Annotated in this window: 29 protein-coding genes; 3 read left to right on the forward strand and 26 right to left on the reverse strand. The window is 65.6% G+C overall.

What is annotated here, in order from left to right:
* Positions 1–8: 8 nt before the first annotated feature.
* From rpsH to rpsL, 19 genes are all read right to left on the reverse strand, one after another.
* Entirely contained in the window at positions 9–407 is a 399-nt protein-coding gene (gene rpsH / locus ACZ5BM_RS04740; protein WP_422862422.1) for a 30S ribosomal protein S8, read from the reverse strand.
* 12 nt (positions 408–419) lie between these two features.
* Positions 420–725 carry a 30S ribosomal protein S14 gene (rpsN, locus tag ACZ5BM_RS04745; RefSeq protein ID WP_422862421.1) on the reverse strand — a complete coding sequence of 102 codons (306 nt, stop codon included), beginning with the start codon at positions 723–725 and terminating at the stop codon, positions 420–422.
* Between the two features lie 98 nt (positions 726–823).
* Positions 824–1,393 (reverse strand): 50S ribosomal protein L5, encoded by a 570-nt coding sequence (gene rplE, locus ACZ5BM_RS04750; RefSeq protein WP_422862420.1) that lies wholly within the window; start codon positions 1,391–1,393, stop codon positions 824–826.
* Positions 1,394–1,403: 10 nt separating this feature from the next.
* Complete coding sequence (gene rplX / locus ACZ5BM_RS04755) at positions 1,404–1,724, reverse strand: 50S ribosomal protein L24 (RefSeq protein WP_498910239.1); 321 nt, start codon at positions 1,722–1,724, stop codon at positions 1,404–1,406.
* Entirely contained in the window at positions 1,724–2,092 is a 369-nt protein-coding gene (gene rplN, locus ACZ5BM_RS04760; RefSeq protein WP_419730134.1) for a 50S ribosomal protein L14, read from the reverse strand. Before rplN ends, rplX begins: the two co-directional genes overlap by 1 nt.
* Positions 2,093–2,106: 14 nt before the next feature.
* Positions 2,107–2,388, reverse strand: a complete 282-nt coding sequence (gene rpsQ / locus ACZ5BM_RS04765; RefSeq protein WP_498910240.1) for a small ribosomal subunit protein uS17 — start codon at positions 2,386–2,388, stop codon at positions 2,107–2,109.
* A gap of 13 nt (positions 2,389–2,401) precedes the next feature.
* Positions 2,402–2,629 (reverse strand): 50S ribosomal protein L29, encoded by a 228-nt coding sequence (gene rpmC / locus ACZ5BM_RS04770; protein ID WP_422862417.1) that lies wholly within the window; start codon positions 2,627–2,629, stop codon positions 2,402–2,404.
* A gap of 1 nt (position 2,630) precedes the next feature.
* On the reverse strand, positions 2,631–3,047 hold the full coding sequence (gene rplP, locus ACZ5BM_RS04775; RefSeq protein WP_422862416.1) for a 50S ribosomal protein L16: 417 nt from the start codon (positions 3,045–3,047) through the stop codon (positions 2,631–2,633).
* Positions 3,048–3,085: 38 nt separating this feature from the next.
* Positions 3,086–3,763 (reverse strand): 30S ribosomal protein S3, encoded by a 678-nt coding sequence (gene rpsC, locus ACZ5BM_RS04780; RefSeq protein WP_422862414.1) that lies wholly within the window; start codon positions 3,761–3,763, stop codon positions 3,086–3,088.
* Positions 3,764–3,766: 3 nt separating this feature from the next.
* Complete coding sequence (rplV, locus tag ACZ5BM_RS04785; RefSeq protein WP_498910241.1) at positions 3,767–4,183, reverse strand: large ribosomal subunit protein uL22; 417 nt, start codon at positions 4,181–4,183, stop codon at positions 3,767–3,769.
* Positions 4,180–4,458, reverse strand: coding sequence for a 30S ribosomal protein S19 (gene rpsS, locus ACZ5BM_RS04790; protein WP_171834517.1), 279 nt, complete (start codon positions 4,456–4,458; stop codon positions 4,180–4,182). The genes rplV and rpsS overlap by 4 nt, the downstream gene beginning before the upstream one ends.
* A 15-nt stretch (positions 4,459–4,473) precedes the next feature.
* Positions 4,474–5,304 (reverse strand): large ribosomal subunit protein uL2, encoded by an 831-nt coding sequence (gene rplB / locus ACZ5BM_RS04795; RefSeq protein ID WP_498910242.1) that lies wholly within the window; start codon positions 5,302–5,304, stop codon positions 4,474–4,476.
* 16 nt (positions 5,305–5,320) lie between these two features.
* Entirely contained in the window at positions 5,321–5,617 is a 297-nt protein-coding gene (locus tag ACZ5BM_RS04800) for a 50S ribosomal protein L23 (RefSeq protein WP_422862809.1), read from the reverse strand.
* 35 nt (positions 5,618–5,652) lie between these two features.
* A complete protein-coding gene (rplD, locus tag ACZ5BM_RS04805; RefSeq protein WP_498910243.1) occupies positions 5,653–6,267 on the reverse strand; it encodes a 50S ribosomal protein L4 in 615 nt (204 codons plus the stop codon).
* An 11-nt stretch (positions 6,268–6,278) separates the two neighbouring features.
* Positions 6,279–6,977: a large ribosomal subunit protein uL3 gene (gene rplC / locus ACZ5BM_RS04810; protein ID WP_498910244.1), complete on the reverse strand. Its 699-nt coding sequence runs from the start codon at positions 6,975–6,977 to the stop codon at positions 6,279–6,281.
* Positions 6,978–6,987: 10 nt separating this feature from the next.
* Positions 6,988–7,296: a 30S ribosomal protein S10 gene (gene rpsJ / locus ACZ5BM_RS04815; protein ID WP_012227960.1), complete on the reverse strand. Its 309-nt coding sequence runs from the start codon at positions 7,294–7,296 to the stop codon at positions 6,988–6,990.
* A gap of 47 nt (positions 7,297–7,343) precedes the next feature.
* Positions 7,344–8,534 (reverse strand): elongation factor Tu, encoded by a 1,191-nt coding sequence (gene tuf, locus ACZ5BM_RS04820; protein ID WP_498910245.1) that lies wholly within the window; start codon positions 8,532–8,534, stop codon positions 7,344–7,346.
* Between the two features lie 78 nt (positions 8,535–8,612).
* A complete protein-coding gene (gene rpsG, locus ACZ5BM_RS04825) occupies positions 8,613–9,089 on the reverse strand; it encodes a small ribosomal subunit protein uS7 (protein ID WP_498910246.1) in 477 nt (158 codons plus the stop codon).
* 14 nt (positions 9,090–9,103) lie between these two features.
* Complete coding sequence (rpsL, locus tag ACZ5BM_RS04830; RefSeq protein ID WP_171834511.1) at positions 9,104–9,475, reverse strand: 30S ribosomal protein S12; 372 nt, start codon at positions 9,473–9,475, stop codon at positions 9,104–9,106.
* Between the two features lie 331 nt (positions 9,476–9,806).
* On the opposite strand from rpsL, the gene ACZ5BM_RS04835 reads away from it, so the two are divergent.
* From ACZ5BM_RS04835 to ACZ5BM_RS04845, 3 genes are read left to right on the forward strand one after another with little or no spacing between them, the layout of a single operon-like run.
* On the forward strand, positions 9,807–11,708 hold the full coding sequence (locus ACZ5BM_RS04835; RefSeq protein WP_498910247.1) for an FUSC family protein: 1,902 nt from the start codon (positions 9,807–9,809) through the stop codon (positions 11,706–11,708).
* 7 nt (positions 11,709–11,715) lie between these two features.
* Positions 11,716–11,928, forward strand: coding sequence for a DUF1656 domain-containing protein (locus ACZ5BM_RS04840; protein WP_498910248.1), 213 nt, complete (start codon positions 11,716–11,718; stop codon positions 11,926–11,928).
* A gap of 2 nt (positions 11,929–11,930) precedes the next feature.
* On the forward strand, positions 11,931–12,863 hold the full coding sequence (locus tag ACZ5BM_RS04845) for an HlyD family secretion protein (RefSeq protein WP_498910249.1): 933 nt from the start codon (positions 11,931–11,933) through the stop codon (positions 12,861–12,863).
* A 218-nt stretch (positions 12,864–13,081) separates the two neighbouring features.
* On the opposite strand, the gene rpoC is transcribed toward ACZ5BM_RS04845, so the two are convergent.
* The 7 genes from rpoC to ACZ5BM_RS04880 all read right to left on the reverse strand — a co-directional run bounded on the left by rpoC (position 13,082) and on the right by ACZ5BM_RS04880 (position 25,011).
* A complete protein-coding gene (gene rpoC, locus ACZ5BM_RS04850; RefSeq protein ID WP_498910250.1) occupies positions 13,082–17,281 on the reverse strand; it encodes a DNA-directed RNA polymerase subunit beta' in 4,200 nt (1,399 codons plus the stop codon).
* 166 nt (positions 17,282–17,447) lie between these two features.
* Positions 17,448–21,620: a DNA-directed RNA polymerase subunit beta gene (gene rpoB / locus ACZ5BM_RS04855; protein WP_498910251.1), complete on the reverse strand. Its 4,173-nt coding sequence runs from the start codon at positions 21,618–21,620 to the stop codon at positions 17,448–17,450.
* 313 nt (positions 21,621–21,933) lie between these two features.
* Positions 21,934–22,314 (reverse strand): 50S ribosomal protein L7/L12, encoded by a 381-nt coding sequence (gene rplL / locus ACZ5BM_RS04860; RefSeq protein ID WP_422862404.1) that lies wholly within the window; start codon positions 22,312–22,314, stop codon positions 21,934–21,936.
* Between the two features lie 117 nt (positions 22,315–22,431).
* The gene (rplJ, locus tag ACZ5BM_RS04865) at positions 22,432–22,962 is read right to left on the reverse strand and encodes a 50S ribosomal protein L10 (RefSeq protein ID WP_498910252.1); all 531 of its coding nucleotides are present in this window, start codon (positions 22,960–22,962) and stop codon (positions 22,432–22,434) included.
* A gap of 309 nt (positions 22,963–23,271) precedes the next feature.
* Positions 23,272–23,964 (reverse strand): 50S ribosomal protein L1, encoded by a 693-nt coding sequence (rplA, locus tag ACZ5BM_RS04870; protein WP_498910253.1) that lies wholly within the window; start codon positions 23,962–23,964, stop codon positions 23,272–23,274.
* 4 nt (positions 23,965–23,968) lie between these two features.
* Positions 23,969–24,403, reverse strand: a complete 435-nt coding sequence (gene rplK / locus ACZ5BM_RS04875) for a 50S ribosomal protein L11 (RefSeq protein ID WP_498910254.1) — start codon at positions 24,401–24,403, stop codon at positions 23,969–23,971.
* 167 nt (positions 24,404–24,570) lie between these two features.
* Positions 24,571–25,011, reverse strand: coding sequence for a hypothetical protein (locus ACZ5BM_RS04880; RefSeq protein WP_498910255.1), 441 nt, complete (start codon positions 25,009–25,011; stop codon positions 24,571–24,573).
* Positions 25,012–25,052 lie beyond the last annotated feature (41 nt).

The raw sequence follows: 25,052 nt of genomic DNA on the forward strand, positions 1-25,052 counted from the left end.
ATCCCTCCTCAGAAGACCCGGCACAGAACCTCGCCGCCAACATTGGCAGCGCGGGCTTCCGCATCGGACAGGACGCCTCGCGGCGTGGACAGGATCGAGACGCCGAGCCCGGCATAGACGCGGGGCAGCTCCTTGATCTTCGAATAAACGCGACGGCCCGGCTTGGACACGCGGTGGATCTCTTTGATCACCGGCTCGCCGTCCGTGTACTTCAACTCGATGCGCAGCTGGGCGATGCCCGTGCGGATCTCTTCGACCTGGAAGCCACGGATATAGCCCTCGCGACGCAGCGCCTCGAGGACGTTGGCGCGCAGCTTGGACGCGGGTGCAACGCAGGCCGCGTGACGCGAGCGCTGAGCATTGCGGATGCGGGTGAGCATATCACCCAGCGGATCAGACATGGACATAAGTCGTGCCCCTTACCAGCTCGACTTGACCATACCCGGAATCTGGCCGGTGCTCGCCAGATCGCGCAGGGCGACACGGCAGAGGCCGAACTTCCGGTAATTGGCGCGCGAGCGACCCGTCAGCTTGCAGCGCAGGCGCACGCGAACGCGCGACCCGTTGCGCGGCAGCTCGGCCAGCTTCAACGATGCTTCGAACCGGTCTTCCACGGGAAGAGTCCGGTCCATGACGATGTTCTTCAGAGCCGTCCGCTTGCCCTTGTCGCGGGCCGCCATGTGCTCGCGCTTGGCGTTGCGGTTGACCTGTGATGTCTTGGCCATGCCTTGTCCTATCTCCCGGAACCTGCCGGGCCAGCCCCGGTGGTCTTCCAAATCAGAGTCAAACGGTTGAACGCGGATATCCCGCCGGATGCAGCCTCTTACGAGGCCGCGAACGGCAGATCGAACGCCTTCAACAGAGCCTTCGCCTCGGCATCGGTCTTCGCGGTCGTCACGAAGATGATGTCCATGCCGCGGATCTGGTCCACCTTATCGTAGTCAATCTCAGGAAACACAATCTGTTCCTTGAGGCCCATCGCAAAATTTCCGCGACCGTCGAAGCCCTTGTTCGCCGGAAGACCGCGGAAGTCGCGCACGCGCGGCAGGGCGATCGTCACCAGACGGTCCAGGAATTCGTACATCTGCGCGCGACGCAGCGTCACTTTCGTGCCGATCGGCAGACCCTCACGGATCTTGAAGCCGGCGATCGCCTTCTTCGCCACCGTCTTCACCGGCTTCTGGCCGGCGATGAGGGTCAGCTCGGCCACGGCGGCGTCGAGCTTCTTCTGGTCGCCGGCGGCCTCGCCCACGCCCATGTTGATGACGATCTTCTCGAGACGCGGAACCTGCATCACGTTCTTGTAGCCGAACTGCTCGCGCAGCTGGCCACGAAGCTGATCGTTGTAGCGCTGCTGCAGACGAGGCAGAGCGCGGGTTTCAGTGTCGGACATGCCTGCCTCCTCAGCTCTCGATGATTTCGCCGGTCGCCTTGGCGACGCGGACCTTGCGGCCGCCCTCGAGCACGCGGAAACCGACCTTGGTCGGCTTGCCGCTCTTGGGATCGACCAGCTTCAGGTTCGACAGGTGCACCGGCGCTTCGCGCTCGATAATGCCACCCGGCTCGCCCATGCGGGTCGGCTTCTGGTGCTTCTTGGCAATCGCCACGCCGCGCACGACCGCCTTTTCGGTGGTCGGCGACACGGACAGAACCTCGCCCTGGGTGCCCTTGGAGGACCCGGAGATCACGACGACCTGGTCGCCCTTCTTGATGCGCGCAGCCATCACAGCACCTCCGGCGCCAGCGAGATGATCTTCATGAACTTGCGGGCGCGCAGCTCGCGCACGACCGGGCCGAAGATACGGGTTCCGATGGGCTCGGACTGCTTGTTGATCAGCACGGCAGCGTTGCGATCGAAGCGGATCGCGCTTCCGTCCGCGCGGCGTACCGGGAAGGAGGTCCGAACGATCACCGCCTGGTGCACGTCGCCCTTCTTCACCTTGCCACGAGGAATCGCTTCCTTGATGGAAACGACGATCACGTCGCCGACCGAGGCGGTCTTCCGCTTGGAACCGCCCAGCACCTTGATGCACTGCACCCGACGCGCACCGCTGTTGTCGGCAACGTCCAGGTTGGTCTCGGGATGGATCATTGGTCTCTAGCCCCTCAGGCGGACGCGGCGTCGGTGGTCGCCACGGCGTCGCCCATCGGCGTGCCGTTGCGGTTCACGACGGTCCACGTCTTGCGCTTGCTGATCGGCGGGCACTCGATGATGCGCACCGTGTCACCGACCTTGCACTCGTTCAGTTCGTCATGCGCCGCGTACTTCTTCGAGCGACGGATGAACTTCTTGTAGAGCGGATGGATCACGCGGCGATCGACCAGGACCGTCACGGTCTTGTCCATCTTGTCGCTGGTCACCCGCCCCGTGAGGACGCGCCTAGGCATCGCCCAACTCCTCTCAGGACTTCGCCGCGGCGGACGCCGCAGCTTTCTTGTTCGCATGCTGAACGGTCTTCAGGCGCGCGATCTCGCGACGCACCTCACGAACGCGGCCCGCACCTTCGACCTGTCCAACCGCACGCTGGAAGCGCAGGTTGAACTGCTCCTTCTTGAGATCGAGCAGAAGCGTGTTCAGCTCGTCCTCGCTCTTCGCCCGAAGCTCGGACGGCTTTGTCGCCTTGGCCATCTTATGCCTCTCCGATGCGGGTGACGAACTTGGTCTTGATCGGCAGCTTCGCGGCGCCGAGCGCCAGAGCCTGCTTCGCGACCTCAACCGGCACGCCGTCGATCTCGAACATCACGCGACCCGGCTTCACGCGGGCCACCCAATATTCCGGCGAACCCTTGCCGGAGCCCATGCGGACTTCGGCAGGCTTCGTGGACACGGGCAGATCCGGGAAGATCCGGATCCACACGCGGCCGGCGCGCTTCATAGCGCGGGTGATCGCGCGACGCGAGGCCTCGATCTGGCGCGCGGTGACGCGCTCCGGCTCGAGCGCCTTCAGGCCGAACGCGCCGAAATTCAGCGTCGTGCCGCCCTTGGCCAGCCCATGAATGCGGCCCTTATGGGCCTTGCGGTACTTCGTCCGCTTCGGGGAAAGCATGTTCTTCTACCTCTAACCGGCGGCCTGGCGCCTTGATCTCAGCGCTGCGGCGCCTGTTCGGCGGCGCGACGGTCCTGCGACAGCGGATCGTGAGCGAGGATCTCGCCCTTGAAGATCCACACCTTCACACCGCACGTGCCATACGTGGTCTTCGCGGTCGCGACACCGTAGTCGATGTCGGCGCGCAGCGTGTGCAACGGCACGCGGCCTTCGCGATACCACTCGACGCGGGCGATCTCGGCGCCGCCGAGACGGCCGCCGCAGTTGATGCGGATGCCCTGGGCGCCCAGACGCATCGCCGACTGCACGGCGCGCTTCATCGCACGACGGAACGCCACGCGACGCTCGAGCTGCTGGGCGATGTTCTCCGCCACCAGCTGCGCGTCGATCTCCGGCTTGCGGATCTCGACGATGTTCAGCGCCACGTCGGTCTTCGCCATGCGGGCGAGGTCCTTGCGCAGAACGTCGATGTCCTGGCCCTTCTTGCCGATCACCACGCCCGGACGCGCGGCATAAATCGTCACGCGCGGCTTCTTGGCCGGACGCTCGATCACCACGCGGGACACGCCGGCGCCCGACAGCTTCTTGCGCAGGTGCGAACGCAGCTTCAGGTCGTCATGCAGCAGCTTGGAATAGTCCTCGCCGGCGTACCAGCGGCTGTCCCAGGTGCGGTTGATGCCGAGCCGGAGCCCGATCGGATTGACCTTGTGACCCATGGTTCAGGCCGCCTTCTGCTTGGGCGCGGAGTCCGGCGCCGTTTCGGCCTTCGCCTTCTCGGCCACGACGATCTTCAGATGGCTGAAGAACTTCTCGATGCGCGCCGAGCGGCCGCGGCCACGGGCATGGAACCGACGCATGACGATCGACTTGCCGACCTCGGCATGGGTGACGACCAACTGATCGACATCAAGCTGATGATTGTTCTCGGCATTGGCGATCGCGCTTTCCAGCGTCTTCTTCACCTGCAACGCGATGCGGCGCTTGCTGAAGGTCAGCGTGGCCACGGCCTGCGACGCCGGCTGGTTGCGGATCAGACCCGCCACCAGGTTCAGCTTGCGCGGGCTGACGCGGATGTTGCGCGTGATCGCTTGCGCCTCGGTCTCGCCGAGCACACGCGGATGCTTGGGCTTGCTCATCCCCGCCTCGCCTTCTTGTCGGAGGAATGCCCCGTGAAGGTGCGCGTCGGCGAGAACTCACCGAACTTGTGTCCGACCATGTTCTCGTTGACCTGCACCGGCAGGAACTTGTGACCGTTATAAACGCCGAAGACCAGACCGACGAACTGCGGCAGGATCGTGGAACGACGCGACCAGATCTTGATCACCTCGTTACGACCCGACGCGCGCGACGCCTCGGCCTTGTTCAACAAATACCCGTCCACGAACGGGCCTTTCCAGACGGAACGTGCCATCTCTGTTCGTGCCTCTTACTTGCCGGTCTTGCGACGGCGGATGATGAGGGCGTCGGTGCGCTTGTTGGTGCGCGTCTTGTAGCCCTTGGTCGGCTTGCCCCACGGGGTGACCGGATGACGGCCGCCCGAGGTGCGGCCTTCGCCGCCGCCGTGCGGATGGTCGACCGGATTCATCACCACGCCGCGGTTATGCGGACGACGGCCCATCCAGCGGGCGCGACCGGCCTTGCCGAAGCTCTGGTTCATGTTGTCCGGGTTGGACACGGCGCCCACGGTCGCCATGCACTCGCCGCGAACGACACGAAGCTCGCCCGACTGCAGCTTGATCTGCGCGTAGCCGCTATCCTTGCCGACGAGCTGGGCATAGGTGCCCGCCGAACGCGCGACCTTGCCGCCGGCGCCCTGCTTCAGCTCGATGTTGTGCACGATGGTGCCGACCGGAATGGCCGCCAGCGGCATCGCGTTGCCCGGCTTGATGTCGACGCGCGCGCCGGCGATGACCTGGTCACCCGCCTTGATGCGCTGCGGCGCCAGGATGTAGGCCAGCTCGCCGTCCGCGTACTTCACCAGCGCGATGAACGCGGTGCGGTTCGGATCGTATTCCAGCCGCTCGATCGTGCCGACGACGTCGAACTTGCGACGCTTGAAGTCGACATAGCGGTAGGACTGCTTGTGCCCGCCGCCACGGAACCGGGACGTGGTGCGACCGTGGTTGTTACGGCCGCCCGTCTTGTTCTTGCCTTCGGTCAGCGTCTTGACCGGCTTGCCCTTCCACAGCTCCTTGCGGTCGATCAGGACCGTGCCGCGAAGCGACGCTGTGACGGGCTTGAAATGCTTCAGTGCCATTGAACTCTACCCCGCGTCAGGCCAGCCGCGCGGAGAGGTCGATCGACTGACCCTCAGCAAGCTGCACGAACGCCTTCTTGACGTCGGAACGAACACCCGGACGACCACGGAACCGCTTGGTCTTGCCCTTCTGCACCAGCGTATTGACCGCCAGCACCTTCACGCCGAACAGACCCTCGACCGCCGCCTTGATCTGCGGCTTGGTCGCGTCGATCGCGACGCGGAACACGACCTGGTTCTTCTCGGACAGCGCGGTCGCCTTCTCGGTGATCACCGGAGCGCGGACGACGTCGAACATCGCCTCGCGCGACATGCGCTCCGCCTGCCGGCGGATAGCCAGAATGTCGGTCATGCCAAGCGCTCCTTCAGACCCTCGACCCCGGCCTGGGTGATCACCAGCATCTCGTGGTTGAGGATGTCATAGACGTTGGCGCCGACGGACGGCAGCACGTCGATGCGGGCGATGTTGCGCGCGGCGCGGGAGAAGCCCTCGTTGACGGTGCCGTCGACGAACAGGGCGGAGCTCCAGCCGAGGACCTTCAGCTTCGCGGCCAGCTCGGCGGTCTTGCCGGCGGCGGTCGCGGAGTCGATCACCACCAGCTTGCCGTCGGCAGCCTTCTGCGACAGGGCGGAGATGAGGCCCAGGCGACGCACCTTCTTGGGAAGGTCGTAGCCATGGTCACGCACCACCGGGCCGTGCACGGCGCCGCCGGTCCGGAACTGCGGCGCGCGCAGCGAACCCTGGCGGGCGTTACCGGTGCCCTTCTGCTTGTAGGGCTTCTTGGTCGTGCCCGACACTTCGCCCATGCCCTTCACCTTGTGGGTGCCGGCACGGCGCTTGGCGAGCTGCCAATGCACCACGCGCGCCATGATGTCGGTGCGCGGGGTGGCCCCGAAAATCTCCTCGGGCAGGCTGGCCTGGCCAGCGCTGCCGTTATCGAGGGTTTTGATGTCGAAATCCATTTCCCTCTTCCTCAGCCAGCCGTCGCGTCGGCGGAGCCGGCCGCGAGCGCCGCCGGATACGGCGCATCGGCGTGGCGAGCCTTCTTGATCGCATCACGAACCAGAACGAAATCGTTCTTGGAGCCGGGGATCGCGCCCCGGATCATCAGCAGGTTCTTCTCAACATCCACCAGCGCCACCTCCAGATTGAGGGTGGTGACACGCTCGTGGCCCAGGTGACCGGCCATCTTCTTGTTCTTGAAGGTCTTGCCCGGATCCTGACGGTTACCGGTGGAGCCCAGAGAACGATGGCTGATGGAGACGCCGTGGGAAGCTTCGAGGCCGCGGAAGTTCCAGCGCTTCATGCCGCCGGCAAAACCCTTGCCCTTGCTGGTTCCGGTCACGTCCACCTTCTGGCCCACCACGAAATGGGCGGCCGTGATGGAAGCACCCGACTCCAGCACCGCGTCGTCGCTGACGCGGAACTCGACGAGCTTCTTCTTCGGCTCCACCTTCACCCGGGCGAAGTGCCCGCGGTTCGGCTTGGAGACGTTCTTCACCTTGGCCTTGCCGATACCCAGCTGCACGGCGGTGTAGCCGTCGCGTTCCTGGGTACGGGTATCGACCACCTGCAGCGTGTCGAGGTGCAGGACGGTGACCGGCACGTGCGTGCCGTCCTCCTTGAAGATCCGGGACATGCCCAGCTTCTTTGCGATCAATCCGGTGCGCATCGTCTGGACCTTACAGCTTGATCTCGACGTCCACGCCAGCGGCGAGGTCGAGCTTCATGAGGGCGTCCACGGTCTGCGGCGTCGGCTCGACAATGTCGAGCAAGCGGCGGTGGGTTCGAATCTCGAACTGCTCGCGGCTCTTCTTATCCACGTGGGGGGAGCGGTTAACGGTGAATTTCTCGATATGCGTCGGCAGCGGGATGGGACCCCGAACCCGCGCACCCGTACGCTTCGCCGTGTTCACGATCTCCTTCGTGCTGTTGTCCAGCACGCGGTGATCGTACGCCTTCAGGCGAATACGAATGTTCTGGTTGTCCATCTTAACTTCAGTCCAACTTCAGGTTCGGGGTCATCGCTATCCGGGCTTTACGCCTGGATCGACGCCACGACGCCGGCGCCGACGGTGCGGCCGCCTTCACGGATGGCGAAACGCAGGCCTTCGTCCATGGCGATCGGAGCGATCAGCTCCACGTCCATCGAGACGTTGTCGCCCGGCATGACCATTTCCACGCCCTCGGCGAGCTGAACAACGCCCGTCACGTCGGTGGTGCGGAAATAGAACTGCGGACGATAGTTGGTGAAGAACGGGGTGTGACGACCGCCCTCTTCCTTCGTCAGGATGTACGCTTCGGCCTTGAACTTGGTGTGCGGGGTGATCGAGCCCGGCTTCGCCAGAACCTGACCGCGCTCCACGTCCTCGCGCTTCGTGCCACGCAGCAGCGCGCCGATGTTGTCGCCGGCTTGGCCACGGTCCAGCAGCTTGCGGAACATCTCGACGCCGGTCACGGTCGTCTTGGTGGTCGGACGGATGCCGACGATCTCGACTTCCTCGCCGACGTTGACGGCGCCACGCTCGACGCGGCCAGTCACGACGGTGCCGCGACCCGAGATCGAGAACACGTCTTCGATCGGCATCAGGAACGGACGGTCGATCGCACGCTCCGGCTGCGGGATATAGGCGTCAACCTGCTCCATCAGCTCGAGGACGCGCTTCTCGCCGATCTCGGCGTCGCCGTCGTTCAGGGTGACGACAGCCGAGCCCTTCACGATGGGGATATCGTCGCCCGGGAACTGGTAGGAGGACAGAAGCTCGCGCACTTCCATCTCGACCAGCTCAAGCAGCTCCGGATCGTCGACCAGGTCGACCTTGTTCAGGAACACGACGAGCGCCGGCACGCCGACCTGACGGGCGAGCAGGATGTGCTCGCGGGTCTGCGGCATCGGGCCGTCAGCGGCGGACACGACCAGGATCGCGCCGTCCATCTGCGCGGCGCCGGTGATCATGTTCTTCACGTAGTCGGCGTGGCCGGGGCAGTCGACGTGCGCGTAGTGGCGGTTGGCGGTCTCGTACTCGACGTGCGCGGTCGAGATCGTGATGCCGCGAGCGCGCTCTTCCGGCGCCTTGTCGATCTGGTCGTAGGCGGTGAAGGTGGCGCCACCGGTCTTCGCCAGCGTCTTGGTGATCGCGGCCGTCAGCGACGTCTTGCCGTGATCGACGTGGCCGATCGTGCCGATGTTGCAGTGCGGCTTGTTCCGCTCGAATTTAGCCTTTGCCATCGTCTCTCTCCGTTGACCCGCCGCCCAAGCTGAATGGGGGCGCTGGCCGGTCGGGTTGGAAGGGGTTCGTTTAAACGATTACCAGCGGTAGTGGCTGAACGCCTTGTTGGCTTCCGCCATGCGATGCGTGTCTTCACGCTTCTTCACGGCCGAACCACGGTTGTTCACAGCGTCCATCAGTTCGTTGGAAAGCCGATCCTGCATGGTGTGCTCGCCACGCTTGCGCGAGCTGTCGATCAGCCAGCGGATCGCGAGAGCCTGACGACGCTCGGTGCGGACTTCGACCGGCACCTGATAGGTGGCGCCACCGACACGGCGAGACCGCACTTCGACCGCCGGCTTCACGTTGTCCAGCGCTTCATGGAACATGCGCACCGGATCGGCTGTGGAGCCGCCGCGACGGCGCATGCTCTCGAGCGCGCCATAGACGATGCTCTCGGCAGTCGACTTCTTGCCGTCGTACATCAGCGCATTCATGAAGCGCGTGATGACGACGTCACCGAACTTGGGATCAGGAAGGATTTCGCGCTTAACGGCGCGGCGACGACGGCTCATACCCGTTTATCCTCTTACTTCGGCCGCTTGGCGCCATAGAGCGAGCGACGCTTGCGCCGCTTGGCGATGCCCTGGGTATCGAGCACGCCGCGCAGGATGTGGTAGCGCACGCCCGGCAAGTCCTTCACGCGACCGCCGCGGATCAGCACCACGCTGTGCTCCTGCAGGTTGTGACCCTCGCCAGGAATGTAGCTGACAACCTCGAAACCGTTGGTCAGGCGCACCTTGGCGACCTTACGCAGCGCCGAGTTCGGCTTCTTCGGGGTGGTCGTGTACACGCGCGTGCAGACGCCGCGCTTCTGCGGGCAGCCCTGCAGGGCGGGGACCTTGTTGCGCTTGGGCGCCGGCTCGCGTCCCTTGGCAATCAGCTGGTTGATGGTCGGCATACGCCCTTCCCAATCCTCAAACTCTGTTCGGCAGGCCCACCTCGATGACGAGGGAGGTTCCACCCATTCACAACGAAATGCCGCCAGAGCGGGAGCGATCCCGTTCTTGCGTGGTATACCCACGCGCGGCCTTGGCCCCCTGTAGTAACGGGGGCGGTGCCGCACGCGACGTGCTGCATCAGGCGGCAATCCCCTCGCAAAGACGACGATATCTCGCGACGGGGCAAGCCGAGGGCCGCTGTCTAGGTCCGGTTGGATGCCGAGTCAAGCAAATGCGTCACAGGATCGGGCGATTCGGTGAAACCCGTTCGAGATTGCCGGTCGGCGGCGCTTGACCCACACTAACGGGGTGCTCCCCACTCCCGCCCGCGCGCCGGTTTCTCTCGATCGCATCCCGCCCGGCGGATCCGTTCTGGCCGTTGCGGCGCGCTTCGTGCCGGCCGAGGCGTTGGAATCGATACGGCTCGGTCTCACCGCGATCCTCGCCGTCTATCTCTCCATGGCGCTGGAGCTCTCGACCCCGGAATGGGCCGGCTGGACGGTTCTCTCCGTTTCGCTGTCCACCCGCGCCAGCTCGCTCCAGAAAAGCCTGTGGCGGGCGATCGGCAGCGTGGTCGGCGCCGCCATCGCCCTGCTTCTGCTGGCCTGCTTCGCCCAGGCGACCCTGGCGTTCGACCTCGCGCTCGCGCTGTGGCTCGGCGCGCTGACGGCGTTGTCCAGCCTGGAGCGCGGTCAGCGCTCCTATGGCTTCGCCCTGGCCGGCTTCACCGTGCCGATCATCGCGCTCGCGGTCCTGGATCAGCCGGGACGCGGCTTCTCCGTTGCGGTGGATCGCTGCTCCACGCTTCTGTTGGGAATCGCCTGCGCGCATGCCTCCTCCGTTCTGGTGGCCCGCAGCGTCGGCACGGTGAGCCATGCTCTGGCGGAGAGGATCGACGCCACCGCCCTCGCCTGCGCCGACTGGCTGGCGGAAACCCGGCATCGTGCCACGGACGATCCGGTGGTGCTGCCGCCGATCGGGACGATCATCGCGCTCGACGGGGCCATCGCCGAAGCGCTGATCGAGCAGTCCTCGCTCCGTACGGGCGGGCGCTTCATCACCAATGCCCCGAACCGGCTGCTGCTTCTGGTTTCCGAAGGGCTGCTGATGCGGTTCCTGCCAACCCGGCCGGAAGGCGGCGGCGATCGCGTCGCGGCGGCGCGGTTGTTCGACTGTCCCGTGCGCGACGGGCCGCGATTCGGCTGGCAGGCGCGCCTGGCGGTGGCCGGCCGTCTGTTGCGGCAGGGGCGACGCATCGGCAGTGCCTACGCTCCGGTGCAAGCGTTGGCTGTCGACCGCGACGGACGCAACGCGCGCAACAACGGCGTGCGCACGGCAGTGGCGATCGGGCTGGTTAGTGGCTTCTGGTTCCTGAGCGAATGGCCGTCCGGCGCCACCGCCGTCACCTGGACCGGGCTGCTGTGCTCGCTTCTGGCCGCCCGCGCGAATTCGGCCGAAGCGGCGCGATCCTTCATGCTCGGAGCGGCTCTGGCCGCCGTCGTAGGGCTTACGGTGCACTATACCGCGCTCACCGTGAGCGGACATTTCCTGCTTCTGGCCGCGGTGATCCTGCCGATCGCGATGATGGCCGCGCTGGGACGGGCGGATAAGCGCGCCGCCCTGGGCGCAGGCTACGGCATGTATGTTCTGAACGCCTGCTCGCTGCACAATGCGATGCGCTACGATCTGGCCGCGGATCTGAACACGACGGTGGCCGCGTTGTCCGGCATGGCCGTCGCTGTGGCCGCGTTCAACGCGCTGCCGCCTCCGGCCTCCGCCGCGACCCTGCGCAGGCGGGCCCGGCAACGGATGGCGAACGGCTTCCGTGCCGCGGCTCTCGATCCGGCCCTTCTGTCCCCTTCTCCCGAATCCTGGCTCGCCCGGATGGCCGCGCGGCTCGACATGCTGCGAACCGAGGACCAGACGGTGATCACCGGCGGCGTCGCCCTGCTGCTGATGGGCCGTCTTCTGCTGGCGATCGGCAACGGCGATGCGGCACTGCGTCGGGAGGCGGGTCGTCTGGCCTGGAACGGGGCGCCGGACGGGCTGGCGCGCCTGGCCGACCGCCCCGATCTCGATCCGATGCAGCGGCATCGGATACGCCTGATCGCCGCACTTCGCACCGACCCCGGCTTGACGGGCTGGCCCGGGCTCCCGCCAATCGGCGACGCACCCGCAACGATCCGAGAATGAGCCCGCCATGATGCCTCTGCGCGAGATCGATCTGCTCGGGGTGTTCGTGTCGCCTGCGGGCCCGTGCTTCATGGTGGCGATGCTGCTGGCACTTGTTCTGCGCCGTGTGCTGGATCGAACCGGCATCAATCGGCTGGTGTGGAACCGGGCGCTGTTCGATTTGAGTCTCCTGATCGGGATCGCCTCCCTGCTGGTACTGTCGTTGCGGTTCGGCGCCTGATCGTGGCGCGCATCCCCCGCCAGCCCCCGGCGATCTTCAATTTCGCCGCCAGCCTGATCGCCCTCGCGGCCGCCGTATCCCTCGCCGCCTATGCCTGGAGCTATTACGAGTACACGCCCTGGACCCGCGACGGTCGGGTGCGTGTCTTCACCGTTCAGGTGGCGCCGGAAGTGTCGGGCACGGTGGTGTCGCTGCCCCTGCGCGACAACCAGTTCGTCCACAAAGGCGATCTGCTGTTCCGGATCGACCCGGGCACCTTTCGGAACGCTCTGACGCAAGCGGAAGGTCGTCTGGCTTCTGCCAAGGCGCGGGCCAGCTATCTGGCCGCAGACGCCGCGCGCAACGCCAAGCTGCCGTCGATCGCCGTGTCGGCGGAGCAGCAGCAGAACTCGTCCGGACAGGCGCTCGATGCGAATGGCGACGTGCTGCAGATGACCGGCATGCTGGATCAAGCCCAGCTCGATCTGGCACGCACCGAACTGCGCGCGCCCGTGAACGGCTGGGTCACCAACCTGCTTCTGCAACCCGGCAGCTTCGCCCGCACCGGTTCCGCCGCGCTGACCCTGGTGGATTCGGACAGCTTCTGGGTCGAAGGCTATTTCGAGGAAACCCAGCTCCCGCGCATCCATGACGGCGACGCCGCGCGCGTGGTGCTGATGGGCTATCCGCACCAGCCGATCGAAGGCCGTGTCACCGGGATCGGCCACGGCATCGACGTCGCCGACGCGGCGAACGGCGTGCAGGGACTGCCGACGGTGAACCCGATCTTCACCTGGGTCCGGCTGGCGCAGCGTATCCCCGTCCGGATCGAGCTGGATCGGGTTCCGTGCGGGATCACGCTGTCGAGCGGCATGACCGCCACCGTGTCGGTTCTCGGCACGAAACCGGCCGGAGTGGCGAAGCCTGTATCCGGCTGCCCGGGTCGCAGGCCTTAGGAACGCTAGGAGGATCTTCTTTTTCTAAAGAAAAAGAAGCAAAAAGACTTTTGTCCGTTAGGTAGAGTCTAGACCTAGTAGAAAGCTAAACGGACAAAAGTTCTTTGGTTCTTTCTTTCAAGAAAGAACACCTCTTCCATCCGACTTCAATGTCCAAAAGAAAGGCCGGCCGGGTTTCCCCGGCCGGCCTGTTTCTGTTCCGCGATCGGACGCTGCCGTTATTCGGCAGCCTTGATCGGCTGGTGGGTCGGCATGTCGCGACCCAGCACACGCTGCTGGTCGCGACCGGCCGCCACGGCGCGGAGCTTGTTCATCACCGAGCCCGTGCCCGCCGGGATCAGGCGGCCCACGATCACGTTCTCCTTGAGGCCATTCAGCGTGTCGACCTTGCCGGCGGTCGCCGCCTCGGTCAGCACGCGCGTGGTCTCCTGGAAGGACGCTGCGGAGATGAAGGAGTGCGTCTGCAGCGAGGCCTTGGTGATGCCCTGGAGCACCGGCATCGCGTGCGCGGGACGCTCGTTCTCGCGCAGGCGCTTCTCGTTCTCCATCTCGTACTCGATCCGGTCCACCGTCTCGCCGATCAGGTAGGTCGTATCGCCCGGCTCGAGGATCTCGACCTTCTGCAGCATCTGGCGAACGATCACCTCGATGTGCTTGTCGTTGATCTTCACGCCCTGCAGTCGATAGACGTCCTGGATCTCGTTGACGAGGTAGTCGGACAGAGCCTCGACGCCCAGCACCTTGAGGATGTCGTGCGGAACGCGCGGACCGTCCACCAGCGGATCGCCCTTGCGGACGAAGTCGCCTTCCTGGACCGACACGTGCTTGCCCTTCGGGATCAGGTAATCCGTCTCCTCCAGGGTCTCGTCGTTCTTCACGATCACGCGGCGCTTGGCCTTGTAGTCCTTGCCGAACTCGATGCGGCCATCGGTTTCCGCGATGATCGCATGGTCCTTCGGACGACGGGCTTCGAACAGCTCGGCCACGCGCGGCAGACCGCCGGTGATGTCACGCGTCTTCGAGCCTTCGCGCGGAATACGCGCCAGCACGTCGCCAGCATGAACCACCGAGCCGTTCTCGACCGAAAGGATCGAGTCAGGGGACAGGAAGTAGCGGGCCTCGCCGCCATTGGCGAGCTTGAGCACCTCGCCCTTCTCGTCCTTCAGCTGCAGGCGCGGACGCAGGTCCACACCCTTGGCCGCCTGCTTGTAGTCCACCACCACCTTCGACGTCAGGCCGGTGACCTCGTCCATGCGCTCCACCAGGGTGATGGAGTCGATCAGGTCGAGATATTCCACCGTGCCGGCGCGCTCGGTGATGATCGGCAGGGTGTACGGGTCCCACTCGGCCAGCTTCTGCTGACGCGCGACGGCCGCACCCTCGTCCACCAGCAACCTTGCGCCGTACGGCACGCGGTAGCGCGCACGCTCGGTGCCCTTCTCGTCGGCCAGCACGATCTCGCAGTTACGCGACATCACGACCGGCACGCCCTGGCTGTTCTGAACCACGTTGCGGTTCTTCACCGAGACCACGCCGTCATGCGACGCCTCGACCATCGACTGCTCGGCGCCACGCTGCGCCGCACCGCCGATATGGAAGGTGCGCATGGTGAGCTGGGTGCCCGGCTCGCCGATCGACTGCGCGGCGATCACGCCCACGGCCTCGCCGATGTTCACCGGCGTGCCGCGCGCCAGATCGCGGCCGTAGCAATGGCCGCAGACGCCGACGCGGCTGTCGCAGGTCAGCACGGAGCGGATCAGCATGCTCTCGACGCCGGCCTTCTCGACCAGCTCGGCCTCGGCCTCGCCCACCAGCGTGTTGCGCGGCAGAACCACGGAGCCGTCGGCCGGGTTCATCACGTCGGCAGCGGTCGTGCGGCCCAGGATGCGCTCGCTCAGCGACGACACCACCTCGCCGCCATCCATCACCGCACGGACGGTCAGACCGCGCTCGGTGCCGCAATCGTCCTCGACGATGATGCAGTCCTGCGCCACGTCCACCAGACGGCGGGTCAGGTAACCGGAGTTCGCGGTCTTCAGCGCCGTATCCGCGAGACCCTTACGGGCGCCGTGGGTGGAGGTGAAGTAGTCGAGAACCGACAGGCCTTCCTTGAAGTTGGCGATGATCGGCTGCTCGATGATCTCGCCCGACGGCTTGGCCATCAGGCCGCGCATGCCCGCGAGCTGCTTCATCTGCGCCGGCGACCCACGCGCGCCGGAATGGCTCATCATCCAGACCGAGTTGGTCTGCTTGCCGGCTTCCTGACGCGAGATCTCCTTCATCATCGCCGCCTGGACTTCGTCCGTGCAGCGCGACCAGGCGTCGACCACCTTGTTGTAGCGTTCGCCGGCGGTGATCAGGCCGTCCTGATACTGCTGCTCGAACTCCTTCACCTCGGTGGTGGTCTTCTCCACCAGCGGCTGCTTCGCGTCCGGGATGATCATGTCGTCCTTGCCGAACGAGATGCCGGCGCGGGCGGCCTGACCGAAGCCCAGACCCATCAGACGGTCTGCGAAGATCACGCATTCCTTCTGGCCGCAGTGACGATACACCGCGTCGATCACGTCGGAGACGTTCTTCTTGGTGAGCTGCTTGTTCAGCAGCGAGAACGGCACGGCGGCGTGCTTCGGCAGGATCTGTGCCAGCAGCATGCGGCCCGGCGTGGTGATGACGGTCTCGCGCACCTTCTTGCCATCCGCATCCACCGTCTCGTAGCGGGCGCGGATCTTGTCGTGCAGATGGATCGCCTTGGCGGTCAGCGCGAATTCGATCTCGCCGATCGTGGCGAAGGCCGGGGCGCCGGTCTTCACCACCTTGCCTTCGGCGTCGTACTCGTTCTGGTCCGGGGTCGCGCGGAACTCGGCGGTCTCCAGGGACAGGTAGTACAGGCCGAGCACGATGTCCTGCGACGGCACGATGATCGGCTTGCCGTTCGCCGGGCTAAGGATGTTGTTGGTGGACATCATCAGCACGCGCGCTTCGAGCTGCGCTTCCAGCGACAGCGGCACGTGGACCGCCATCTGGTCGCCGTCGAAATCCGCGTTGAAGGCGGTGCAGACCAGCGGATGCAGCTGGATCGCCTTGCCTTCGATCAGCACCGGCTCGAACGCCTGGATGCCCAGGCGGTGAAGCGTCGGCGCGCGGTTCAGCATCACCGGATGCTCACGGATCACCTCTTCCAGGATGTCCCAGACCTCGGGACGCTCCTTCTCCACCATCCGCTTCGCGGCCTTGATGGTGGTGGCGTGACCGTACTTCTCGAGCTTCGAGTAGATGAACGGCTTGAACAGCTCGAGCGCCATCTTCTTCGGCAGGCCGCACTGGTGCAGCTTGAGCTCCGGGCCCACCACGATCACCGAACGCCCGGAATAGTCGACGCGCTTGCCGAGCAGGTTCTGACGGAAGCGGCCCTGCTTGCCCTTGAGCATGTCGGACAGCGACTTCAGCGGACGCTTGTTGGCGCCGGTAATGGCGCGGCCGCGACGGCCGTTATCGAACAGGGCGTCGACGGATTCCTGCAGCATGCGCTTTTCGTTGCGCACGATGATGTCGGGCGCGCGCAGCTCGATCAGGCGCTTCAACCGGTTGTTGCGGTTGATGACGCGACGATACAGGTCGTTCAGGTCGGAGGTGGCGAAACGGCCGCCATCCAGCGGCACCAGCGGGCGCAGCTCGGGCGGAATCACCGGAACCACGTCCAGGATCATCCAGTCCGGACGCGAGCCGCTTTCGGAGAACGCTTCGACCAGCTTCAGGCGCTTGACCAGCTTCTTGCGCTTGGCCTCGGAGGTGGTCTCCTTGAGGTCTGCACGCAGCTTCACCTTCTCGGCGTCGCAATCGACCGAGACCAGCACGCTCTTGATCGCTTCGGCGCCGATGCCGGCGCGGAAACCGTCCTCGCCGAACTCGTCCTGCTTGGCCAGGAGCTGATCCTCGGTCAGCAGCTGGTGCAGCTTAAGATCGGTCAGGCCCGGCTCGAGAACCACGTAGCTCTCGAAATACAGGATCTTCTCCAGTTCCTTGAGCGTGAGATCGACCATCAGGCCGATGCGGCTCGGCAGGGACTTGAGGAACCAGATATGCGCGACCGGCGAGGCAAGCTCGATATGGCCCATGCGCTCGCGACGCACCTTGGCCAGGGTCACTTCGACGCCGCACTTCTCGCAGATGATGCCGCGGAACTTCATCCGCTTGTACTTGCCGCACAGGCACTCGTAGTCCTTGATCGGACCGAAGATGCGCGCGCAGAACAGCCCGTCCCGCTCCGGCTTGAAGGTGCGGTAGTTGATGGTCTCCGGCTTCTTGATCTCACCGTACGACCAGGAACGGATCTGCTCCGACGAGGCCAACTGGATCTTGATCTGGTCGAAGGTCATCGCCTGGCCGGTCTGGCCAAGGATCTTCATCAGTTCGTTCATGTGCCGACACCCTTCACAAAGGGAAAACCACTTAAAAAACGAAAGAAGTCCCAGGGGCTCTGCCCCTGGACCCCGCCAAAGGCTCGCCTTTGGAATCCAGATCTAAACAATCGGATTCTCAAGGCTTCGCCTTGAGCGGGTCCATGGCAGAGCCCTGGCTTCGCCCTCAATTACCGCCCGTTTCCAGATCCACGTTCAGGCCGAGCGATTTCAGCTCCTTCACCAGAACGTTGAAGCTTTCCGGAATGCCAGCCTCGAAATCGTCCTGCTCGCGCACGATCGCCTCGTAGACCTTGGTGCGGCCGGACACGTCGTCCGACTTCACCGTCAGCATTTCCTGCAGCGTGTAGGCGGCGCCGTATGCTTCCAGCGCCCAGACCTCCATCTCGCCGAAGCGCTGGCCACCGAACTGCGCCTTGCCGCCCAGCGGCTGCTGCGTGACCAGCGAGTACGGACCGATCGACCGCGCGTGGATCTTGTCGTCCACGAGATGGTGCAGCTTAAGCATGTAGACATAGCCCACCGTCACCTTGCGCTCGAACGGCTCGCCGGTGCGACCATCCGTCAGACGCGACTGGCCGGACGTGTCCAGACCGGCACGCGACAGCATCGCCTCGATGTCCGGGATGCGGGCACCGTCGAACACCGGGGTCGCGATCGGCACGCCCTTGCGCAGGTTGTTGGCCAGCTCGACCAGCTGCTCGTTCGGCAGGGTGGCGATGTCGTCGCGATAGACCTCGTCGCCATACACCGTCTTCAGCTCGTCCAGCAGCTCCTGCTTGGCGGCACCCGTGCGCTGATACTCGTCCACCAGTTCGCCGATACCCTTGCCGATATTGGCGCAGGCCCAGCCCAGATGGGTTTCGAGAATCTGACCGACATTCATGCGCGACGGCACGCCCAGCGGGTTCAGCACCAGATCGACCGGGGTACCGTCGTCGAGGAACGGCATGTCCTCCAGCGGGGTGACGCGGGACACGACGCCCTTGTTGCCGTGACGGCCGGCCATCTTGTCGCCCGGCTGCAGCTTGCGCTTCACCGCCACGAACACCTTGACCATCTTCATCACACCGGGCGGCAGCTCGTCGCCGCGCTGCAGCTTCTCGACCTTGCTGTCGAAGCGCGCCTGGATGCGGCCCACGGCAGCGTCGAACTCGCGCTTCAGCGTCTCGATCTCCGCCATCGCCTGATCGGACGAGACGGTGATGTTGCGCCACGTGCCGCGCGGATGCTCGGCGAGCACTTCCTCGGTCAGGTCCGTGCCGGACTTGATGCCCTTGAAGCCCGCGCCGGCCTTCTGGCCCAGCAGACGCTCGCGCAGACGCGCATAGAACGAACGCTCCTGGATCAGACGCTCGTCGTCGCGGTCCTTGGCCAGACGCTCGATCTCCGAACGCTCGATCGCCATCGCGCGCTCGTCCTTGTCGACGCCGCGACGGGAGAAGACGCGCACGTCGACGATGGTGCCGGTAGTGCCGGGCGGCAGCTTCAGCGAGGTGTCGCGAACGTCGGATGCCTTTTCGCCGAAGATGGCGCGCAGCAGCTTCTCTTCCGGCGTCATCGGGCTTTCGCCCTTCGGCGTCACCTTGCCGACCAGGATGTCGCCCGGGTTCACCTCGGCGCCGACATACACGATGCCCGCCTCGTCGAGGTTACGCAGGGCTTCCTCGCCGACATTCGGGATGTCGCGCGTGATCTCTTCCTGGCCGAGCTTGGTGTCGCGCGCCATGACCTCGAACTCCTCGATATGGATCGAGGTGAAGACGTCGTCGCGGGCGATGCGCTCGGAGATGAGGATCGAGTCCTCGAAGTTGTAGCCGTTCCAGGGCATGAACGCGACCAGCACGTTCCGGCCCAGCGCCAGCTCGCCCAGCTCGGTGGACGGGCCGTCGGCGATGATGTCGCCGGCCATGACGCGATCGCCCACGCGCACCAGCGGACGCTGGTTGATGCAGGTGGACTGGTTGGAGCGCATGTACTTGCGCAGGCGGTAGATATCGACGCCCTGGGTGGCGCCGGCATCGTCGGTCGTGCGCACCACGATGCGCGCACCGTCGATCTGGTCCACCACGCCCGGACGGCGGGCGACGATGGTCGCGCCGGAGTCACGCGCCACGGCGGCTTCCATGCCCGTGCCCACCAGCGGCGCGTCCGAACGGATCAGCGGCACCGCCTGGCGCTGCATGTTCGAGCCCATCAGCGCGCGGTTGGCGTCGTCGTTCTCCAGGAACGGGATCAGCGCCGCGGCCACGGAGACGAGCTGCTTCGGCGAAACGTCGCAGGCGGTCACCTCGTCCGGCTTCACCAGACGGAAATCGCCGCCACGGCGCACGGAGACCAGCTCGTCGGTCAGGTTGCCGTCCTTGTCCTGGGCGGCGTCGGCCTGGGCGACGATCAGCTTCTCCTCTTCCATCGCGGAGAGGTACTTCCAGCCGTCCTGAAGCGCACCGTCCTTCACCAGACGGTACGGCGTCTCAATGAAGCCGTACTTGTTCACCTTGGCGTAGGTGGCGAGCGAGTTGATCAGACCGATGTTCGGGCCTTCCGGCGTCTCGATCGGGCAGATGCGGCCGTAATGGGTCGGATGGACGTCGCGCACCTCGAAGCCGGCGCGCTCGCGGGTCAGACCGCCCGGGCCAAGCGCCGAAAGGCGGCGCTTATGCGTCACTTCGGAAAGCGGATTGGTCTGGTCCATGAACTGCGACAGCTGCGACGAACCGAAGAACTCGCGCACGGCGGCGGCCGCCGGCTTCGCGTTGATCAGGTCGTGCGGCATCACCGTGTCGATGTCGACCGAGCCCATGCGCTCGCGGATCGCGCGCTCCATGCGCAGCAGGCCGACGCGATACTGGTTCTCCATCAGCTCGCCGACGGAGCGGACGCGACGGTTGCCCAGGTTGTCGATGTCGTCGATCGTGCCGCGGCCGTCCTTCAGCTCGCACAGGATGCGGACGGTGCGGAGGATGTCCTCCTTGCGCAGCACGCGCACCGTGTCCTCGGCATCCACGCCCAGACGCATGTTCATCTTCACGCGGCCGACGGCGGACAGGTCGTAGCGGTCCGGATCGAAGAACAGGCCGCGGAACAGCGCTTCGGCGGTGTCCGGGGTCGGCGGCTCGCCGGGACGCATCACGCGGTAGATGTCCACCAGCGCGTCCTCGCGCGAGGTGTTCTTGTCCACCGCCAGGGTGTTGCGGATCCACGGGCCGTTGGCGGTGTCGATCGCCAGGGTCGGCAGCGAGGTGACGCCCAGCTCTTCCAGGGCCACCAGACGGGCCTCGGTCAGCTCTTCGCCGGCCTCGCCATAGATCTCGCCGGTGTGCTCGTTCACCAGATCATAGGCCAGGAAACGGCCCAGCAGATCGGCGCGGCCGACCAGCACTTCCTTGGTGGTCTCGGCGATCTTGCGGGTGGCGCGGGCGGTCAGCTTGTCGTCGGCCTTGGCGACGATCTCGCCGGTATCGGCGTCCACCAGCGGCTCCAGCAGCTTCATGCCGCGGAACGCGTCGGGATCGAACGGACGGGCCCAGCCCTTCTCGGTCTGCGCGAACACCACTTGGCCGTAGAAATTGGCCAGGATCTCGTCGGCATCCATGCCGCGAATGTCCATCGCCTCGACGTCGCCGCCCTCGGCCGCCTTGGCGGCGCGGGCAGCGGCGGAGGCCTCGCCTTCCAGCGCGTAGAGCAGCGTCGTCACCGGCAGCTTCCGCTTCCGGTCGATGCGGACATAGACCATGTCCTTGCTGTCGAACTCGAAATCGAGCCAGGAGCCGCGATACGGGATCACGCGTGCGGCGAACAGGAACTTGCCCGAGGAATGGGTCTTGCCCTTGTCGTGGTCGAAGAACACACCCGGGGAGCGGTGCATCTGCGACACGATGACGCGCTCGGTGCCGTTGATGATGAAGGTGCCGTTATCCGTCATCAGGGGCATGTCGCCCATGTAGACGGGCTGCTCCTTGATGTCGCGGATGGAGCGCGAGCCGGTATCCTCGTCCACGTCCCAGACGATCAGACGCAGGACGACCTTCAGCGGGGCGGCGAAGGTCATGCCGCGCTGGATGCACTCCTCGACGTCGTATTTCGGCTCTTCCAGCTCGTAGTTCACGAACTCGAGGCGGCCGCGACCGGCGAAATCGTTGATCGGGAACACCGACCGGAACACTTCCTGCAGACCGGACGCGGTGCGGCTGTCCGGCTGGACGTTCATCTGCAGGAACGCCTCGTAGGAAGCGCGCTGCACGTCGATCAGGTTGGGCATCGGAGCCACTTCGGGGATGCGCCCGAAGCTCTTGCGGATGCGCTTGCGTCCCGTGAACGATTTGGTCATCGCGTTCATCGTGTATACCTGCCCCGTCGCCTGCCGATCCCGGATGCTGCGCGGGCGCTGGAGACATGCCACATTCGTGGCGACCAGCCGCCCGGCCGAACCCTCGACCGGATTAAACCGTTCATCGCACCGGCCCGGACCGACGCGATTGGACCCGTCGAGACGGACCCTTCTACTGCCGCAAGGCGCCGGACGCACGGGAAACCCCGCTCGTCGTGGCGCCTCATTGGCCGAACTACGGCCAAGAGGGCGGGAACCATCGCTGATTCCCGCCCTTCGGTCGGATCAAGACGGCCGTGTTACCGGCCGATTGATAGGATGCTCACTTAATCTCGACAGTGGCGCCCTGCTCTTCCAGAACCTTCTTCATCTTCTGGGCGTCGTCCTTGTTGACGCCTTCCTTGACGGTCTTCGGCGCGCCCTCGACCAGGTCCTTGGCTTCCTTCAGGCCCAGGCCGGTGATGGTGCGGATTTCCTTGATCACGTTGATCTTCTTGTCGCCAGCCTTGGCGAGAACAACGGTGAACTCGGTCTGCTCTTCGGCAGGGGCGGCAGCGGCGCCACCACCGGCCGGCGCGGCGGCGACGGCCACCGGAGCGGCAGCGGAAACGCCCCACTTCTCTTCGAGGAGCTTCGACAGCTCGGCAGCCTCGAGAACGGTGAGGGCGGACAGCTCGTCAACAAGCTTGGTCAGATCGGCCATGGTTTGATCTTCCTGATATAAAGACTGTGTGGTTCCACGCAAGCCCGGTTCCCGGACCCACGATCAATTTTCGATGCGTCGCGAGGAACGACCGTCCCCCGCGATCGGCTGGCTGCCTCAGGCAGCCTCGGCCGTCGCCTCGTCCTTCTTGGCGTAGGCCCCGAAGACCCGCGCAAGCTGTCCGGCCGGCGCCTGCAGAACGCCCGCAATGCGCGTGGCCGGGGTGGCGATGAGCCCCACCAGCTGCGCACGCAGAACGTCCAGCGACGGCAGCTCGGCAAGCGCCTTCACACCATCCGCATTGAGCGTCTGGGTGCCGAGGGCGCCACCGAGGATGACGAGCTTGTCGTTGGTCTTGGCGAACTCGACGGCCACCTTGGCCACCGCAACAGGGTCGGCCGCCCACGCAAGCGCGGTCGGTCCCTTCAGCAGCGGCGCGATGCCGTCGAACCGGGTCCCATCCAGGGCGAGGGTGGCCAGCCGGTTCTTCGCCACCTTGAACGTCGCACCGGCAGCGCGCATCCGCTGACGCAGCACCGTCACCTGAGCCACCGTCATCCCGTCATTGCGGGTGACGACGACCATGGACGTGTCTGCGAAAACGGCGGCAAGCTGGGCGACGAACGCGTGCTTCTCCGTACGGTCCAAATCCCGTCTCCGTCGTGGCCGGCAGGGCTGGATGCCCTACAGGCCGGGTTGCCCCTGGACCGCCCGCGAAACACGAACGATCCGGTTCGCCTGTCCTCAAGAAAGTCGGAACCACCAGTGTCCCCGGAACCAAGACAGTTCCGGTTGAATGGCAACTCCCGTCTCCCGCGCGCGCACCCGAAGGTTCATTGAGGCTTGCGCCGCGTGCGGTCTTGGACAGGTTCGGAAGCGATGCGGCACCGGGCCGCGATCACCCCTGTTCATCCCGCCCCGCACCGGCCGGAGCCGGATGCGGGGAGAGATGCATTCTCAGCCGGCGAGGGTCGAAACGTCGACCTTCACGCCCGGGCCCATGGTCGAGCTGAGCGCGGCGCGCTGCAGATAGGTGCCCTTGGCGCCGGTCGGCTTGGCCTTCTGGATCGCGTCCACCAGGGCGCGGATGTTCTCGGCCAGCTTGCCGGGCTCGAACGACGCCTTGCCGATACCGGCATGGATGATGCCGGCCTTCTCGGCGCGGAACTCGACCTGACCGGACTTGGCGGCGCTGACCGCACCCTTCACGTCCATGGTCACGGTGCCGAGCTTCGGGTTCGGCATCAGGCCGCGCGGACCCAGGATCTTACCCAGGCGACCGACCAGGGCCATCATGTCCGGGGTGGCGATGCAGCGGTCGAACGCGATCTCGCCGGCCTGGACCTTCTCGGCCAGATCGTCGGCGCCCACCACGTCAGCACCGGCGGCCAGAGCCTCCTCGGCCTTCGGGCCGCGGGCGAACACGCCCACGCGCAGGGTCTTGCCGGTGCCGTTCGGCAGGCTCAGCAGGCCGCGCACCATCTGGTCGGCGTGACGCGGATCGATGCCCAGGCCCAGCGACAGCTCGACGGTCTCGTCGAACTTGGCGTTGGCGTTGCTCTTCACCAGCGCGATCGCCTCGTCCAGGCCGTAGGCCTTGTGACGCTCGACGGTGGCTTCGGCCGCGGTCAGACGCTTGTTCTTGGCCATGGGATCAGCCCTCCACCACGGTGAGGCCCATCGAACGGGCGCTGCCAGCGAGCATACGGACGGCGCCGTCGATGTCGTTGGCGTTCATGTCCTTCATCTTGATCTCGGCGATCTCGCGCAGCTGCGAGGTCGTGACCTTGCCGGCCGGCGCGCCCTTGCCCACGGTGGTGGAGCCCTTGGACACCTTGGCCGCCTTCAGGAGGAAGTGCGTGTTCGGCGGGGTCTTGGTGATGAAGGTGAAGGTGCGGTCGGCGAACGCGGTGATGACCACCGGCGTCGGCGTGCCGGGCTCGATGCCCTGCGTGGCCGCGTTGAATTCCTTCACGAACTGCATGATGTTCAGGCCGCGCTGACCGAGCGCGGGGCCGACCGGCGGGGACGGGTTCGCCTTGCCGGCAGGGATCTGCAACTTGATGTAGCCAACGATCTTCTTGGCCATATCCGGGCTCCTTTACCTAAGCCGGGACCGCGGTGCGCACGAGTTGTCGGCCGGCGTCGTGCCGACGGACCGCTCTCCCGCGTTCCAGTGAGGGAGGCGGCATCTAGCGCCCTGGATCGGCGGTTGCAAGGAAAATCGCCCCTCGCACCGAGTCGGGACGCAACTTTCTACTGGTGGCGCGGCGCCAGGAAGATGCCGCCGGTTTCGTTGGACCGTTCGTCGCTGCCCATGATGCTGCCGAGATTGTAGGCATTACCGAAGACGGTGGTGCTGGCGCCCGTGCGCGGGTCCCGGATCGCCCGCGCGGCATCCCACGGCCTTACCTCGTCCCCGTAGGAGGGCAGCGGGGCTCTGGCGATGTGTCGGCCCATGACCTTGAGCTGTTCGTCGGCCGATGCGCCGGGAACGGCCGCGGCGGACAGGCTGGTGTCGAACGGCGCCGGCATCGGCGCGGCGGCGGCCTCGTTCCCACGGACGCTTGCGAGCAGGAGGACCGGAATGCCTTTCCGCAGCCAGCCCGACCGCCGCAACGGCGTCTCCATTCCTTCGACGGAACGATCTGAACGGATCGCACCGCCAGGCGCAACAACAATGGTCAGCCGGCGCACCCGAAGGACGGCGGGGTCCGGGGTGACGCCTCGTCGGGCAG

This window comes from Lichenicola sp. GTC18331, assembly GCF_055386855.1.